The sequence below is a fragment of the Streptomyces sp. NPDC085866 genome, assembly GCF_044541035.1.
Taxonomy (GTDB): domain Bacteria; phylum Actinomycetota; class Actinomycetes; order Streptomycetales; family Streptomycetaceae; genus Streptomyces.
On sequence record NZ_JBITSQ010000002.1, the window covers coordinates 170,053 to 185,828 of the forward strand.

General features: G+C 71.2%; 15 protein-coding genes. 8 read left to right on the top strand and 7 right to left on the bottom strand.

The window, feature by feature from the left end; all coding sequences use genetic code 11:
- Positions 1-711, top strand: coding sequence for a B3/4 domain-containing protein (locus ACIF83_RS04180; RefSeq protein ID WP_399723316.1), 711 nt, complete (start codon positions 1-3; stop codon positions 709-711).
- Positions 712-768: 57 nt separating this feature from the next.
- On the opposite strand, the gene ACIF83_RS04185 is transcribed toward ACIF83_RS04180, so the two are convergent.
- Together ACIF83_RS04185 and ACIF83_RS04190 are read right to left on the bottom strand one after the other, a co-directional pair.
- A complete protein-coding gene (locus tag ACIF83_RS04185; RefSeq protein ID WP_399723318.1) occupies positions 769-1,497 on the bottom strand; it encodes a lysophospholipid acyltransferase family protein in 729 nt (242 codons plus the stop codon).
- 191 nt (positions 1,498-1,688) lie between these two features.
- The gene (locus ACIF83_RS04190; RefSeq protein ID WP_393478583.1) at positions 1,689-2,105 is read right to left on the bottom strand and encodes a DUF4395 domain-containing protein; all 417 of its coding nucleotides are present in this window, start codon (positions 2,103-2,105) and stop codon (positions 1,689-1,691) included.
- A gap of 75 nt (positions 2,106-2,180) precedes the next feature.
- Here ACIF83_RS04190 and ACIF83_RS04195 point away from each other — a divergent pair, with 75 nt between their 5' ends.
- The 4 genes from ACIF83_RS04195 to ACIF83_RS04210 all read left to right on the top strand — a co-directional run bounded on the left by ACIF83_RS04195 (position 2,181) and on the right by ACIF83_RS04210 (position 5,383).
- Positions 2,181-2,594, top strand: a complete 414-nt coding sequence (locus ACIF83_RS04195; protein WP_393478902.1) for a thioredoxin family protein — start codon at positions 2,181-2,183, stop codon at positions 2,592-2,594.
- Between the two features lie 253 nt (positions 2,595-2,847).
- Positions 2,848-3,357, top strand: a complete 510-nt coding sequence (locus ACIF83_RS04200; RefSeq protein WP_393478586.1) for a flavin reductase family protein — start codon at positions 2,848-2,850, stop codon at positions 3,355-3,357.
- 218 nt (positions 3,358-3,575) lie between these two features.
- Positions 3,576-4,364, top strand: coding sequence for an electron transfer flavoprotein subunit beta/FixA family protein (locus ACIF83_RS04205; RefSeq protein ID WP_393478589.1), 789 nt, complete (start codon positions 3,576-3,578; stop codon positions 4,362-4,364).
- 56 nt (positions 4,365-4,420) lie between these two features.
- Entirely contained in the window at positions 4,421-5,383 is a 963-nt protein-coding gene (locus ACIF83_RS04210; RefSeq protein ID WP_393478592.1) for an electron transfer flavoprotein subunit alpha/FixB family protein, read from the top strand.
- Between the two features lie 57 nt (positions 5,384-5,440).
- Here the strand turns inward: ACIF83_RS04210 and ACIF83_RS04215 are convergent, their stop codons facing one another.
- The gene (locus tag ACIF83_RS04215) at positions 5,441-6,346 is read right to left on the bottom strand and encodes an endonuclease/exonuclease/phosphatase family protein (RefSeq protein WP_393478595.1); all 906 of its coding nucleotides are present in this window, start codon (positions 6,344-6,346) and stop codon (positions 5,441-5,443) included.
- 194 nt (positions 6,347-6,540) lie between these two features.
- Here ACIF83_RS04215 and ACIF83_RS04220 point away from each other — a divergent pair, with 194 nt between their 5' ends.
- The gene (locus tag ACIF83_RS04220; protein ID WP_393478598.1) at positions 6,541-7,839 is read left to right on the top strand and encodes a DUF6986 family protein; all 1,299 of its coding nucleotides are present in this window, start codon (positions 6,541-6,543) and stop codon (positions 7,837-7,839) included.
- 232 nt (positions 7,840-8,071) lie between these two features.
- On the top strand, positions 8,072-9,601 hold the full coding sequence (locus ACIF83_RS04225) for a reprolysin-like metallopeptidase (RefSeq protein ID WP_399723322.1): 1,530 nt from the start codon (positions 8,072-8,074) through the stop codon (positions 9,599-9,601).
- A gap of 96 nt (positions 9,602-9,697) precedes the next feature.
- On the opposite strand, the gene ACIF83_RS04230 is transcribed toward ACIF83_RS04225, so the two are convergent.
- Together ACIF83_RS04230 and ACIF83_RS04235 are read right to left on the bottom strand one after the other, a co-directional pair.
- On the bottom strand, positions 9,698-10,438 hold the full coding sequence (locus tag ACIF83_RS04230; RefSeq protein WP_393478604.1) for a hypothetical protein: 741 nt from the start codon (positions 10,436-10,438) through the stop codon (positions 9,698-9,700).
- 7 nt (positions 10,439-10,445) lie between these two features.
- Positions 10,446-11,432, bottom strand: coding sequence for a LacI family DNA-binding transcriptional regulator (locus ACIF83_RS04235; protein ID WP_399723324.1), 987 nt, complete (start codon positions 11,430-11,432; stop codon positions 10,446-10,448).
- Positions 11,433-11,720: 288 nt separating this feature from the next.
- Between ACIF83_RS04235 and ACIF83_RS04240 the strand changes: the two genes are divergently transcribed.
- On the top strand, positions 11,721-12,674 hold the full coding sequence (locus tag ACIF83_RS04240) for an ROK family protein (protein ID WP_393478609.1): 954 nt from the start codon (positions 11,721-11,723) through the stop codon (positions 12,672-12,674).
- Positions 12,675-13,170: 496 nt separating this feature from the next.
- Here the strand turns inward: ACIF83_RS04240 and ACIF83_RS04245 are convergent, their stop codons facing one another.
- On the bottom strand, positions 13,171-15,204 hold the full coding sequence (locus ACIF83_RS04245) for an NPCBM/NEW2 domain-containing protein (RefSeq protein ID WP_399723326.1): 2,034 nt from the start codon (positions 15,202-15,204) through the stop codon (positions 13,171-13,173).
- A gap of 209 nt (positions 15,205-15,413) precedes the next feature.
- On the bottom strand, positions 15,414-15,767 hold the full coding sequence (locus tag ACIF83_RS04250; protein WP_393478615.1) for a hypothetical protein: 354 nt from the start codon (positions 15,765-15,767) through the stop codon (positions 15,414-15,416).
- Between the last annotated feature and the right edge of the window lie 9 nt (positions 15,768-15,776).

Here is a 15,776-nt window from a genome sequence, read left to right on the forward strand (position 1 = left end):
ATGACGCTCACTCTCACCGTGTCCGACGAGGTCCGCGCGCTCGCGCCCGGCTTCACCCATGTCGTGATCGAGGCGTACGACCTGGTCAACGGGCCCAGCACCGAAGCGAGTTCGGCGCTGCTGGACGAGGCGGCCCGCCGGCTGGCCGCCCGCCTGGACGGACGAGCACCGCACGAGGACCCGCACATGGTCGCCTGGCGGGAGATGTACACCGCCTTCGGCTCCAAGCCGTCGCGCACCCGCAACTCGGCCGAGGCGCTGGCGAAGCGGGCTCTCGCCGAGGGCGGCCTGCCCCGGATCAACCTGCTCGTGGACCTCTACAACGCCATCAGCGTGGCCCACCTGGTCCCCGTCGGCGGGGAGGACATCGACCGCATCCAGGGCGAGATGCGGCTCGTGCGCGCCACCGGCGAGGAGGACTTCGTGACGGTCGCGGGCGGCGAGGAGGTCGTCGAGCACCCCGAGGCGGGCGAGGTCGTGTGGCGTGACGAGGCCGGTGTGACCTGCCGTCGCTGGAACTGGCGCCAGGGCCCGCGCACCCGCCTCACCGAGGAAACGGTCTCCGGCCTCTTCCTGCTGGAGACCCTCGCCCCGATGCCGGTCCCGCAGGCGGAGGCGGCGGGCGCCGAACTCGCCGAGCTACTGGAGAAGTTCAGCCCGGACGCCCGTATCGAGATGCACGCTCCGACGTCGGCCGGCGCTCCGGCCTGACCGGCGCCTCGTCGCACTCGCTGATTCCCCGGGCCGTGAGTGACGGGGGATCAGCCGTCAGTGCGCCTCGGCCGCCCGCAACTGCTCGGCCGTGGGCGCCGTACCACCGAGGTGGGCCGGGAGCCACCAGGAGTCGTCAGCGCCCTTCGGGCGTGCGGGGTAGGCGCGCTGGGCGGCGTCCAGCAGATCCTGGACGCCCTCGCGCAGGCGGCGGGTGATGGCGCCCGCGTACTGGTCGCGCGGGGCCTCGACCGGCTCGCCGACCCGGATGGTGATCGGGGTGTGGCTGCGCTTGAAATTGCGCGGGTGTCCCTTGGTCCACAGCCGCTGCGTGCCCCACACCGCCATCGGGACGAGCGGGACGCCCGCCTCCTGGGCGAGGCGGGCCGCGCCGGACTTGAAGCTCTTCAGGGTGAAGGACTGCGAGATCGTGGCCTCCGGGAACACCCCGATGACCTCGCCGGAGCGCAGCGAGTCCAGCGCGTGCGCGAAGGCCGCCTCGCCCTGCTTGCGGTCCACCGGGATGTGCTTCATCCCCCGCATCAGCGGCCCGGACACCTTGTGCCGGAAGACGGACTCCTTCGCCATGAAGCGCACCAGACGCTTCTGCGGCAGGGCCGCCAGGCCGTTGAAGATGAAGTCCAGGTAGCTGATGTGATTGCTCACCAGGACGGCACCGCCCGAGCGCGGGATGTTCTCCGACCCCTGGCAGTCGATCTTCAGGTCCCAGGCCTTGAACAGCGTCTTGGCGAGACCGACGACGGGACGGTAGACCAGCTCTGCCATGGGCGGGGTGGGCCCTTTCTGCTCTGCTCGGGAAAGGGGGGGCTCCCGGCGGGAAAGTTACGCAGCCGTAGGTTTACGGCGTCTCGCAGATCGTGCCCGAAGAACGGACAGGTAGCCAGTCCTGGTGCCTCGCGGCGGCGAGATCCTCGTCACGTCGGCCTAGTTGTCCCACTTTGGTCCTTAGATCCGCTCTACTCCGCGCGTACCGTGACTCTCTTCAGGAGCAGGAACAACTCGCACCCCAGGCAGTACCCGAACGTGGCGTTGAGGAAGGCGGCGGCGAGCGCGGCCCCGGTCGCCGCGAGACCCAGCCAGGCCGGACCCAGCGTGAATCCGACGAGTCCGAACCCGGCGAACATCAGCCCGATCGCCTGCGCGAATCGCGGCGGTTCCGGCGCCTCGAACTCCGTCGGCGGCCCGAGCCGCGGCCGCACCACTGTCCGGAACAGCCGGCCGTACGGCGATCCACCCACCCCGCCCGCCGTGCCGAGCGCGAACGCCAGGGTCTGCCAGCCCAGCAACCAGGCGCTCTGCGTGATGAGCGCCGCCGCCAGCACGACGGTCGTCACGGCCGCCGCGAAGCGGGGCCCCCTCGCATCGATCTCCATGAATCAAGCATTCCGCAACGGAAACTCCAGCGGGAGGCGGGAATCTTTGCAGTCTCATGAATGCTGGTGCGGATGATGACCGGACTGGTGGTGTGCGTGGCGGTGCTCGCCGTGGCGAGCGCCTACGGAGTGCTGCACAAACGGCGGAGTGGGAGAGTGCGGGTGCGCGGGCGGGACGGCGGCAGGCGACTCGGAGCGGCCGAGCTGGGCGGTGAACTGGGGGAGCGGGCCACGCTCGTGCAGTTCTCCAGCTCCTTCTGTGCACCTTGCCGGGCCACCCGGCGCGTCCTCGGTGAGGTCGCCGCCATGGTCCCCGGCGTCACCCACGTCGAGATCGACGCCGAGGCCCACCTGGACCTCGTACGGGAGCTGGAGATCCTCAAGACGCCCACCGTGCTGGTCCTCGACGCGGACGGCCGGGTGGTGCGACGCGCCACCGGACAGCCCCGCAAGGCCGACGTGATCGCGGCCCTGGGGGAAGCGGTGTGAGGCCCCTCGGGCGCACGGTGAGGCATCTCCCAGATCCCGGAACGAACTTGACTGCGCACGCCACCTATCGTCAGCCTGACCCTATGCCGACCGAACTCCTTCTCTTCGGGCGGGGACACCTTCATGAAGGCGCCCTGGTCCGCACGTCGAGCGCGCGCTGTCCGCGCTGTTGAACAGCACCGGACCCTCCCTCACTCTCGGCTCCGCTCAAGCGGGGGGACCCCCATGTCCCCCCTCGCAGAAGGACAACTCCATGACGGCCTCGCCCGACCTCGGCACCTTCCAGCTCGCCTCGCCCGACCTGCTGCGCTCCACCTTCCGCCGGCACGCCGCCGGTGTCGCGGTGATCACCGCGCGCGGTGCCTCGGGCCCGGTCGGCTTCACCGCCACCTCCCTCACGTCCGTGTCCGCCGACCCCCCGCTCGTCTCCTTCGGTATCGGCACGGGCGCCTCCAGCTGGCCCGCCGTCGCCGAGACCGAGCACGTCGGCATCCACATACTCGGCGAGCACCAGAGCGACCTGGCCGCCACCTTCGCCCGCAGCGGCGCCGACCGCTTCGGCGCGCCCACGGCCTGGCGGGAGGGCCCGAACGGCGTACCCGTCCTGGACGACGTGCTGGCGTGGCTCGTCTGCCGGATCGTCGGCCGCGTACCGGCCGGTGATCACCGCATCGTGCTCGCCGAGGTGGTCCTCGGCGACTCCACGGGGGCGGGGCGTCCCCTCCTCTACCACCAGGGCCGCTTCAACGGCCTGCGGGATTGATCACGCCTCTCCCGCCCTGCGAAGCCGTCGAGTTCCGGTTACGCTGCGTTGCGAAGGTCACAGTTCAAAGCGCTTGCTTAGCGGGCATGAACTGGGTGTACTGGCGAGTAATATTTCGGTCGGAGCGCGCGGACGCCCCGATCGGGATCGGCCGCTTGAGGCGCCTATGCTGCCTGCAAGAGGCAGCCCGGAAATGACGATGCAGTAGGAGAGCCGGCGTGAGCTTGAGGATCGTTGTCACTGTGAAGTACGTGCCCGACGCCACTGGCGACCGGCACTTCGCCGATGACCTGACCGTCGACCGCGACGACGTGGACGGTCTGCTCTCCGAGCTCGACGAGTACGCGGTCGAGCAGGCGCTGCAGATCTCCGAGAACTCGGACGACGACGTCGAGGTCACTGTCCTGACCGTCGGTCCGGAGGACGCCAAGGACGCGCTGCGCAAGGCGCTGTCCATGGGTGCCGACAAGGCCATCCACGTCGAGGACGACGACCTGCACGGCACCGACGCCATCGGCACCTCGCTGGTGCTGGCCAAGGCGATCGAGAAGGCCGGCTACGACCTGGTGATCTCCGGCATGGCCTCCACCGACGGCACCGCCGGCATCGTCCCGGCCCTGGTGGCCGAGCGTCTGGGCGTCCCGCAGGTCACCCTGCTCTCCGAGGTCTCCGTCGAGGACGGCACGGTCAAGGGCCGCCGCGACGGCGACGCCGCGAGCGAGCAGCTGGAGGCCTCCCTGCCGGCCGTCGTCTCCGTCACGGACCAGTCGGGCGAGGCGCGTTACCCGTCCTTCAAGGGCATCATGGCCGCCAAGAAGAAGCCGGTGGAGTCCTGGGACCTGTCCGACCTGGACATCGACGCCGAGGAGGTCGGCCTCGACGGCGCCTGGACCAAGGTCGAGACCGCGGCCGAGCGTCCGGCCCGCACGGCCGGCACGATCGTCAAGGACGAGGGCGAGGGCGGCAAGCAGCTCGCTGAGTTCCTCGCGAGCCAGAAGTTCATCTAAGGCTCGACAGCCTGACCGCCCCTCAGACTTCGTAATCCGCAAGGAGATCCGTTCCCATGGCTGAAGTTCTCGTCTACGTCGACCACGTGGACGGTGCCGTCCGCAAGCCCACCCTGGAGCTGCTGACCCTGGCCCGCCGCATCGGCGAGCCCGTCGCCGTCGCGCTGGGCAACGGCGCCGCCGACACCGCCGCCGCGCTCGCCGAGCACGGCGCGACCCGCGTCCTGACGCACGAGGCGTCCGAGTACGCGGACTACCTGGTCGTCCCGAAGGTGGAGGCCCTGCAGGCCGCCTACGAGGCCGTCTCCCCGGCCGCCGTACTGGTCCCGTCCTCCGCGGAGGGCAAGGAGATCGCCGCCCGTCTGGCGCTGCGCATCGGCTCCGGCATCATCACCGACGCCGTCGACCTGGAGGCCGGCGACGAGGGCCCCGTGGCCACCCAGTCGGTGTTCGCCGCGTCCTTCACCACCAAGTCCCGCGTCATCAAGGGCACCCCGGTCATCACGGTCAAGCCGAACTCGGCCGCCGTCGAGGCCGCCCCGGCCGCCGGTGCCGTCGAGGCCCTGGCCGTGTCCTTCTCCGACAAGGCGACCGGCACCAAGGTCACCGGCCGCACCGCCCGTGAGTCGACGGGTCGTCCGGAGCTGACCGAGGCCGCGATCGTGGTCTCCGGTGGCCGTGGCGTCAACGGTGCCGAGAACTTCTCGATCATCGAGGCGCTCGCCGACCAGCTCGGTGCGGCCGTCGGCGCCTCGCGCGCCGCGGTGGACGCGGGCTGGTACCCGCACACCAACCAGGTCGGCCAGACCGGTAAGTCGGTCTCACCGCAGCTGTACATCGCCAACGGCATCTCCGGCGCGATCCAGCACCGTGCCGGTATGCAGACCTCGAAGACGATCGTGGCGGTCAACAAGGACTCCGAGGCCCCGATCTTCGACCTGGTCGACTACGGCGTCGTCGGCGACCTCTTCGACGTCGTCCCGCAGCTCACCGAGGAGATCAAGACCCGCAAGGGCTGATCGCCGCCGGGCTGTACGAGGCCCCCGTGACCGCGCGCCGGTCACGGGGGCCTCTGTTCATCCCAGGGCGATCCAGGCCTGCACGGGCAGGTGGTCGCTCGGGAACCGGCCGTTCCTGGAGTAGGTGTTGATCGACGCCCGCCGGGTCGTGACTCCCGGCGTGGACAGGATCCAGTCGATGCGCTCGCCGTTCGGGACGAGCGGCTTGTAGCCGTGGAACGTGCCGAACAGTGCGCTCCGCTCGGCGGCGGTCTCCCAGGTGTCGACGAGACCGGCGCCGAGCATCGTCTCGTAGACCGGGTTCCGGCGCGCGGCGACGTTGAAGTCGCCGGTCACCACGACCGGCAGGGCGCGTTGGAGGCCGGCGATCCGCTGGGCCATGAGGGCGGCGCTGTGTTCGCGCGCGGTCTGCCTCGCGTGGTCGAAGTGGGTGTTCATGACGTAGAACTCCCGTCCGCCGTCGTGCAGGTCGTGGAAGCGGACCCACGTGACGATGCGCGGGAACGCGGCTCTCCAGGTGTTGGAGCCGATCACTTCCGGGGTGGCGGAGAGCCAGAAGGTGTAGTGCTCGACCGGGGACAGGCGCCGGGTGTCGTAGAAGATCGCCGCGGACTCGTCGCGGCTGCCGCCCTCGCGGCCGGTGCCGATCCAGTCGTAGTGCGGTCCGAGGTCGGCATCGATGTCGCGCAGCTGCTGGTAGAGGCCTTCCTGGGTGCCGATGACATGGGGCTGCTCGCGGCGCAGCAGTGTGCTCATCACCGGTCTGCGGACGGTCCAGCTGTTGGGCTCGGCGGTGCTCGCGAAACGCAGGTTGAAGGACATGATCCCCAGGGGGCGGGCCCAGGGCTCCTGTGCCGAGGCCGACGGGGCGGGCAGTGCTGTACTGGACAGGGGAGTGGTGACGGCTGCAAGGAGTGTGGCCTTGAGACCCAGACGGCGCGTGACTCGGCTGCGGTTCGGCACGGAGGCTCCTTCGGTGGAACGGCCGGGCGAGTCGTGCGAGGGAAAGTGTGGCACCGCGCCGTGAGAGGCACGTGAACCGGGCGAGGTGTCGGAGTGGCGTCCCATGGACATGGTGTTGACCATCTCGAAGGTCCACGGATAACTTCATTCTACGGATTGTTGATTCCGTAGAGCGGAAACATGGAGGGTGTGGGATGGGTCAGCAGGAGAAGGTGGCGACAAGCCTCGCGGGCGCCGTCAGCGAGGAGATCAGTGCCTCCCTCGCGCCGGTCGACGCGGAACTGGAGCGCCGCTATCCCGGAGACCCCGGCACCCGGCAGCCCGTCCACACCGTGTACGTCCCCGGTGACGCCTTCGCCGCCGACACCATCCGCTCCTGGGGCGACCGGGCCCTCGCCGCCCTCGACGAGCACGCCCCGGACGCGGCCTCGTTCGCGGCCGTCCTCGGCCTGTCCGACGACCTCGCCGAGCCCGTCTACTCCCGCGTCCGCGCCAAGCTGGAGCGCGAGCCGATCGAGGACCTGCGCGTCGACTTCGAGGACGGCTACGGCCCCCGCCCGGACGCCGAGGAGGACGAGACGGCCGCCCGCGCCGCCCGTCTGATCGCCGAGGCCTGCGAGAACGGCACGGCGGCCCCGTACATGGGCATCCGCATGAAGTGCATGGAGGCCGCCGTACGCGACCGCGGCATCCGCACCCTCGACGTCTTCCTCACCGCTCTGATCGAGGCCGGCGGTCTGCCCGAGGGGCTGGTGCTGACCCTGCCGAAGGTGACGTACGCCGAGCAGGTCAGCGCGTTCGTACGCCTCCTGGAGGCCTTCGAGAAGGTGCACGGCCTGGAGTCCGGACGGCTCGGCTTCGAGATCCAGATCGAGACCAGCCAGTCCATCCTGGCCACCGACGGCACCGCGACCGTCGCCCGCATGATCCAGGCCGCCGAGGGCCGCGCCACCGGCCTGCACTACGGCACCTTCGACTACAGCGCCTGCCTCGGCGTCTCCGCCGCCTACCAGGCCAGCGACCACCCGGCCGCCGACCACGCCAAGGCGATCATGCAGGTCGCCGCCGCGGGCACCGGCGTACGCGTCTCGGACGGCTCCACCAACGTCCTGCCGGTCGGCCCGACCGCGAAGGTCCACGACGCCTGGCGCCTGCACTACGGCCTGACGCGGCGGGCGCTGGCCCGCGCCTACTACCAGGGCTGGGACATGCACCCCGGCCACATCCCGACGCGCTACGCCGCCGTCTTCGCCTTCTACCGCGAGGGCTTCGAGCAGGCCGCCGCCCGCCTCGCCCGCTACGCCAACCGCGCCGGCGGCGACGTCATGGACGAGCCCGCCACCGCCAAGGCCCTCGGTGGCTACCTGCTGCGCGGCCTGGACTGCGGCGCCCTCGACATCGCCGAGGTCGCCCGGCTCACCGGTCTGACCCGGGCCGACCTGGAGGGCTTCGCGGCGCCCCGGCGCGGCGACCTGACCGCCTCGGCGAAGTAGCGGCGTCCCAGGCCAGGACGAGCCGCCCCCGACGCCCGCCGAGAAGGGCGCCGGGGGCGGCTGCGCGTCCGGGCGGCAGCCCCCGGCGGCGTGACACCGGTCGGGTCCGCAGGAGGCTGACTGGATGAACCTGCGGGCGACATCGACCCCGCGACCCCGCGCTCGAGAGCACGACGCGAACAGACGCTGATCATGGGGCACATTCCCCCCCACAGAAAGGCTGACGTCCCCCATGCGTCGTTCCCTGCTGGTCGCCTGTACCACGGCCACCGCACTTCTCGCCCCCCTTCCCCTGGCCATGGCCACGCCGCCCGCGGGCGGCGGGTCCGACCATGACGAGCCCTGGGTGGTGCGCACCGCCGTACTGCGCGCCGACGCCAAGGAGTTCGCGCCCCTGTGCCGTACGCAGAAGGAAGGCGTGCCGGAGCACCGTACGTTCCGGCTCTTCCCCGACACCCGAGGCATCACCGCGATGCGCGACTACTACCACAAGGACGCGAACGGCACCGTCTACTGGGACGGGCACGACCCGAAGAAGCCCGAGGACACGGTGTCCCTGTCCATCATCGGAGCCTGCACGCGCGGCGGCGGCCACGTCACCCTCGACGGCGTCATCGAGGTCGGCACCAAGGACTACGTGTTCACCCCCCTGCCCAAGCATCCGGGCAAGTACCGCCTGCAGGAGATCGACACGCTGAAGCTGCCCCCCAGCGGAAAGCCCGGCGACACCGTGACCCTGCCCAAGCGAGCCGGCCGTCCCGGGCACGCGGAGAAGGCGCCCAGGGCCGACAACAACAACCCGGTCGCGATCGACGTCCTCGTCCCCTACACCCCCGCGGCCGTCACCGAGCTCGGCGGGGTGCCGGAGGTCGAGGCCCGGATCCGCTACGGAGTGAGCCAGCTCAACAAGGCTTTCGCCACCAGCCATGTGCCGGCCAGCGTGCACGTCGTCCACTCGTACCAGACGTCGCCGTCCGGCGTTCCCAACGAGGACGCCAGCACCATGCTCGACAAGCTCAACAAAAGAGCCGACCTGACGCTCGGTGCCACGGCCCACGCGTTCCGGGACGACTACGGCGCCGACCTGGTGGCCCTGCTCGCGTCCATCCCCGCCGAGAACAGCTCCGGCTCGGCCGATCTGCCGATTCCCGTCACCTCGGGGACCAGCGAGAGCGCCTACTCCGTCACGAGCGTCCTGTCGGTGAAGGACTGGGACAACCTGGGCCACGAGATCGGCCACAACCTGGGCATGCGGCACGACCGGAAGACCGTGGCCAACAACGGGGAGACGCCGCCAGGACCGAACGACACCAACTTCGGCTGGATCACGTCCGACAACAAGTACCACACGCTCATGGCCTACAACACGCCCTGCCTGCCCAGCTGCAAGGTCATCAACCAGTACTCCAACACCGTCAACCGCACCGCCGAAGGCAAGATCCTCGGCGACGCGAAGAACAACAACGCAGGCATCGCCCAGCTCGCCACTCCGCTCGTGTCCGCCTACCGCGCCTCGAAGGTGACCAACCGGCACACCCTCACGATGTCCGTCTCCCCGGTGGGCGGCGGCAGCATCACGGTCAGCGAGTTCGGCCCCTACGACCCCGGCACACAGGTGACCCTCACCGCCCACCCGGCGGCCGGCAACGTGTTCGCGGGCTGGGAGGTCGACGGCGTGAAGCAGAGCGACACCACGGCCAACTACCAGATCACCATGGACAAGAACCGCAGCGTCGTCGCGATCTTCAACCGGGCCCCGTGAGCCCACGCCCGCCCCGTCACTCCTGACTGGCGGGCATCACCCCGAGCAGCCGCCGGCCGTACCGAACACGGCCGGCGGCCGACGGGCGGGCGCGGGCTACGGCCGGCCGTGCGCGTACGGCTCCAGCCCCGACTCCGTCACCCACGCGTGTTCCGCGAACAGCCGGGTGCCCCGCGCGCACAGCGCGGCGTCGGCGCGGGCCCGCGTGCAGAACTCCTCCGGTGTGAACCCGAACAACTCCCGCAGCAGGGCTGACGCCACGAGGAGTTCGGTGAGCAGCGGGCGCTGCCCGGGATGCCGGCGGGGCACGCCTGTGCCGTCGTGCAGCACGCCGTGCCGGTTGACATAGGCGTACGCGCCGGTCAGCGCCGAGCCGTCCGGCAGCTCGATCCGCACGTCCGGTGCGGGCAGCCAGGCCCGCCAGAAGTTCGGCTCGCTGGCGTCGATCACCGCCAGTTGCCGCGGATCCAGCCAGATGACGAACAACTCCCGTAAGCAGCGGGGCGACCTGACGGGAGAGGCGGAGACATAGCCCAGCAGGCTCACATGGGCGGAAACGCCCACGTCGACGCCGGTCACCCACGCCCGCACCATCGGGATGGCCGCGTCGATCCCGGACTCGTCCATCTTGTGGCGCAGCTGGCCCGGGCAGGCGTTGGAGCCGACGGCGAGGACCGGCGTCCGGTCCTCGTGCACCAACCGGTCCAACGGGAGCATCCGGTCGCCGTGCAGCAGCCCGGAGTCGGCGGGCCAGGCGCCCGGATAGGTCAGCGGATGGTCGCGGGGTGCCTCGGCGAGGCCGAGTTCCGCCAGAGTGCGGCCGACGTCACCGGTCACGGGCGGGTCAGTCCGCGGGCGGCAGCTCGCCCGAGCCGCGGGTGACGAGCCGGGTCGGCAGCTCGATGCGCTCGGGCGCGACGAGGGTGCCGTCCAGCTGGCGGAAGAGGCGCTCGGCGGCGGTCCGGCCGAGGGCGGCCGCGTCCTGGGCGACGACCGTGACGCCCGGCTGGAGCAGATCGGCCAGCTCGATGTCGTCGAAGCCGACGAGGGCGACCGGGCGGGACTGCTCGGCGAGGACCCGGATCACGGTGACCGTCACCCGGTTGTTGCCCGCGAAGATCGCGGTGACGGGGGAGGGGTCCGAGAGCATCTCCTCGGCCGCCCGGCGCACCCGCACCGGGTCCGTCGCCCCGAGCGACATCCACCGCTCCTCGACCGGTATCCCGGCGTCCTCCATGGCGGCCCGGTAGCCGCGCAGGCGCTCGGCCGCGGTGTGGATGCGGGGCATGTCGCCGATGAACCCGATCCGGCGGTGACCGTGCGCGATCAGGTGGGCGACGCCGTCGTGGGCGCCGCCGTAGTTGTCGGACAGCACGACGTCGGCGTCGATCTTCCCGGCGGGGCGGTCCACGAACACGGTGGCCACACCCGCTCTGATCTCCGGCTCCAGGTAGCGGTGGTCGTCCCCGGCCGGGATCACCACCAGACCGTCCACCCGCCGGGCGCACAGCGCCAGCGCCAGCTCCTGCTCCCGGTCCGGGTCCTCGGCGCTGGAGCCGTTGATCAGCAGGGCGCCGTGGGACCGGGCCACCTCCTCGACCGCGCGGCTCAGCGGGCCGTAGAACGGGTCCGCGAGGTCCTCCAGGACCAGGCCGATGCTGGCCGTACGGCCCTTGCGCAGGACGCGTGCGCTGTCGTTGCGGCGGAATCCGAGCGTGTCGATCGCCTCCTGGACGCGGCGCTCGGTGTCCGGGGTGACGCCGGGCTCGCCGTTGACCACGCGGGACACCGTCTTCAGGCCGACCCCGGCGCGCGCGGCCACGTCCTTCATCGTGGGACGGTTGCCGTAACGCGCCCCGGAGTGACGGTCTGCGGGGCGGTCTGCGCGGCGGCTGCTCTCGGGCACGATGCGGCGTCCTGTCCTGTCGTCCGGGTCGTCCACGGGGGGGGGTGCGTAGATCCGTGGCTTGTATGAGGATGTGGCGTCGAGCATAGAGCCTGGACAACGTTGTCAGATGCGCGAGAGACTGTCCACCGCTGTCTCCGGCCTGCGCCCCCACCGCTGGACCGGCCTGCCTCTTTCTGGTTATTCAAGGTTCAACGGGGAGAACTGACACTGATGTACACCGACCTCGTGGCGGCCCTGGACATCGGCGGCACCAAGATTGCCGGCGCTCTGGTGGACGGTCACGGACGGATCCAGGCGCGCGCACAGCGTGCGACGCCCGCGCAGCAGGACGGCGAAACGGTCATGCGGGCCGTCGAGGAGGTGCTCGGCGACCTCGCCGAGTCGCCTTTGTGGGGACGCGCAGGCTCGATAGGCATCGGCAGCGCGGGCCCGGTGGACGCCTCCGCGGGCACCGTCAGCCCCGTGAACGTGCCGGGCTGGCGTGACTTTCCCCTGGTCGAGCGGGTGCGCTCAGTCACCGGTGGGCTGCCGGTCGAGCTCATCGGCGACGGGGTGGCCATCACCGCGGCCGAGCACTGGCAGGGCGCCGCCCGCGGCCACGACAACGCGCTGTGCATGGTCGTCTCCACCGGCGTCGGCGGCGGCCTGGTCCTCGGTGGGCAGCTGCATCCCGGCCCGACCGGCAACGCCGGGCACATCGGGCACATCAGCGTCGACCTCGACGGCGACCCGTGCCCGTGCGGCTCGCGCGGCTGCGTCGAGCGCATCGCCAGCGGCCCCAACATCGCCCGCCGTGCCCTGGAACAGGGCTGGCAGCCCGGCCCGGACGGCGACACCTCCGCGGCGGCGGTCGCCGCCGCCGCCCGGGAGGGCGACCCGGTCGCCGTGGCCTCCTTCGAGCGCGCCGCCCAGGCCCTGGCCGCCGGCATCGCGGCCACCGCGACCCTGGTGGAGATCGACATCGCGGTGATCGGCGGGGGTGTCGGCAAGGCCGGCGACATCCTCTTCACACCCCTGCGCAAGGCCCTCGCCGACTACGCGACCCTCTCCTTCGTCCAGCGGCTGACGGTGACGCCTGCGCAGATGGGTACGGATGCGGGTCTGGTCGGTGCTGCCGCGGCTGCGTTGGCTCTCGGGCCGGATGCGGCTGCGGCGGGAGTGTGAGGGTGGTTCGGCGGCTGGGGGGCGCGGCGGCGTGGGTGGGTACGGGTGCGGGTTTTGTCGGTGCTGCCGCGGCTGCGTTGGCTCTCGGGCCGGATGCGGCTGCGGCGGGAGTGTGAGGGTGGTTCGGCGGCTGGGGGGGCGCGGCGGCGTGGGTGGGTACGGGTGCGGGTTTTGTCGGTGCTGCCGCGGCTGCGTCGGCTCTCGGGCCGGATGCGGCTGCGGCGGGAGTGCGAGGGTGGCTCGGAGGTTGAGGGGCACGGCCGCGTGCATCGGCGCGGGTCGGTGCCGCAGCGGCCGCGTCGGCCCGTAGGCCGGACGCGACCGCGGCAGGCGTCTGCGGGCGGTTCGGCGGCTGAGCTCGGCACGCGGCGCGGAGCCGTGGTCAGCGGCTGGGCCCGGCGTCCGTGTTCGGAGCCACCGTCAGCAGCTGGGCCCGGCGTCCGTGTTCGGAGCCGCGGTCGGCAGCGCAGCCCGGCGCCCGCGATCCGAGCCGAGGTCAGCAGCTCAGCCGGGCGTTCGCCCAGTCCGCGTGGTCCGAGTCGATGCCGTCTCCGCCGTCGGTGACCACGAGGCGGACCACCTGGGCGCCGGTGACGTCGGCGGTGAGCGGCTGGGCGGGCTGTGCGTTGGTCAGTACGCCGGTCGAGGCGGCCTTGGTGCCGTCCGCCCAGATCTCGAAGGCGACGGTGCCCTTCGTGCCCTTCTCGTCGTCCACGCCGACGTCAGCGGTGACCTTCTCGCAGGCCTTGCCGGTGTAGAAGGAGACCTCGCTCTCCGCGTGGACGCCGAGCCCCTTGGCGTACACGACGCCGCCCAAAGTGATGGGGTTCCCGTCGCCCGCGGCGCTCTCCCCGTTGCTGGTGTCACGCTCGACCGGCCCCCAGCCGCTGGTCGCCGACAGCCAGGGCAGATCGCTGAGGTACGACGTCCCGGTGGGCGGCGGCAGTGCGATGGTCACCGTCAGCGGGAGGGTGCTGGTGACGTTCTCTCCGGTGGGCGAGCGGTAATTCGCCTTGAGGGTGAGGCCGTAGGAACCGGCCGGCGTCCCCGCGGGGGCGGCGACCCGCCAGCCCGTGCGCAGCGACTTGCCCGTGGCGAGGGCGGCGGCCGTGGTCGCCGAGGTGGCGCGTACGGTCCAGCCGTCCGGGCCGGTGAGTGACACGGACACCCGGCGCGCTGATGTCCGGCCGAGATCGGTGACGCTGGTGGTCAGAGCGGCCGGGGTGCCCGCCTCCACGAACGGGCTTCCGTCCAGGCCGAGTTCCGCGGCGGGCGGGTTGGCGGCCCAGTCCGGGTCGGCCGCGACCCGCAGCAGGACCGTGCCGTGGGCCGGGACGGTGGCCGCGAGGGTGCCCGCGGTGTTGTAGCCGCGGTGCTGCCACAGGTCGCGCAGGGTGTAGGCGGGGGCGTCGGGCAGACCGACGGCGCTTGCGGTCGTGGCGATCCGCTGGGCGGAGCCGGACTCGTTGAACAGAGCGACCGCCCGGCTGCCGTCCTTCATCTGCTTGGCGATCACCCAGCGTCCGCCCGCGGAGGAGACGACCGTGCCCTGCTTGCCCAGCGGGTCCTGGTCGACGGCGATGACCTCCTTGTTGTCCAGGATGTCGAAGGTCGCCTGGGAGGCCTTGCGCAGGTCGGTGCCGATGAGCAGGGGCGAGGCCATGACGGACCACAGGGAGAAGTGCGAGCGGTACTCGGTGTCCGTCATCCCGCCGTTGCCGACCTCCAGCATGTCGGGGTCGTTCCAGTGGCCGGGCCCGGCGTACGGCGCGAGCGGCAGGTTCTGCTTGAGGATCGACAGCATCGAACCCCAGCTGTCGCTGATGTCACCGGTGGTCCGCCACAGGTGACCGACGTCCGACGCCCACTCCCAGGGCTTGTTCTCGCCCCATTCGCAGATGCTGTAGACGATGGGCCGGCCGGTCGCCTCGAGCGCGTCACGCATGGTCCGGTAGCGCAGCTTGGCGTCGACGCCCAGGTTGTTGCAGTTGTCGTACTTGAGGTAGTCGACGCCCCAGTCGGCGAACTGCTGTGCGTCGCTGTACTCGTGGCCGAGCGCGCCCGGGAAGCCCGCGCTGTTGCAGGTCTTGACGCCGGCGCTGGTGTAGATGCCGAGCTTGAGGCCCTTGCTGTGGACGTAGTCGGCGACGGCCTTGATCCCGTTCGGGAAGCGGGCCGGGTCCGGCACCAGCTTGCCGTCGGCGTCCCGGTTCGGCAGGGCCCAGCAGTCGTCGAGGTTCACGTACTGGTAGCCGGCGTCCTTCAGGCCCTTGGCCACGAAGAGGTCCGCGATCCCCTTGACCATGGCCTCGTTGAAGTCGGCACGGCAGTGCGTGGAGTTCCAGTTGTTGAAGCCCATGGGCGGGGTGAGGGCGAGGCCGTCGGCCGGCGAGGCTGCGGCGACGGGGTGCCGGGCGGGTGCCGCGGCGGCGGGGGCGGCCAGGCCCGCCGTGCACAGCAGCCCTGCGGTGAGGGCTCCGGCCACTCTTCGGCGGGTGGTGCGGGTGGTGCGGGTGTGAGGGCGACGCATCGTTGACGTTCCTCCGGCTCGCGCAAGGTGGGATGACGGCATGTACGTGTCACCGGTGCGCGCTTACGGTAGGACGTGTCGGACTGTGTTGGAAGAGGTGCGTCGGAGTTGTTCGATATTCCGTCAGCCCCCTTGACGGCGGGGCGTTTTGGGAGATGGTGGAGAGGTCGGGCGTTTGGTTCTGTTGGTTCGCCCGGCCTCTCGCGGCCTCATCGGAACTCGTGAACGACCTCGATCCGGCCCACGATGTGGGCGTTGAACTCGTCCAGCTCCTCGGCGGGCACCCACAGCTCCAGGATCGTCTCGCCGCCGGCCTGTCGGACGGGATGGCGACCGAGGTACTCCGCGTCGACCTCGAAGCGTGTGACGAACCCGGCGCCGTCGTGCTTGACGTTCCAGTCCCGGGCGATCCGGATCGCGTAGTCCTCGTTGAGAACCGGGTAGAAGATCGGCTGCTCGGGCAGCCGCGGCGGCCAGGCCCTCCAGTCCAGCTCCCGGACCAGGTCCAGCTCCGCGGGGCCGGTGGGGCGCCAGAGAGTGGTCGTCGGGCGGGTGCTGGTCATGGCCGTCGT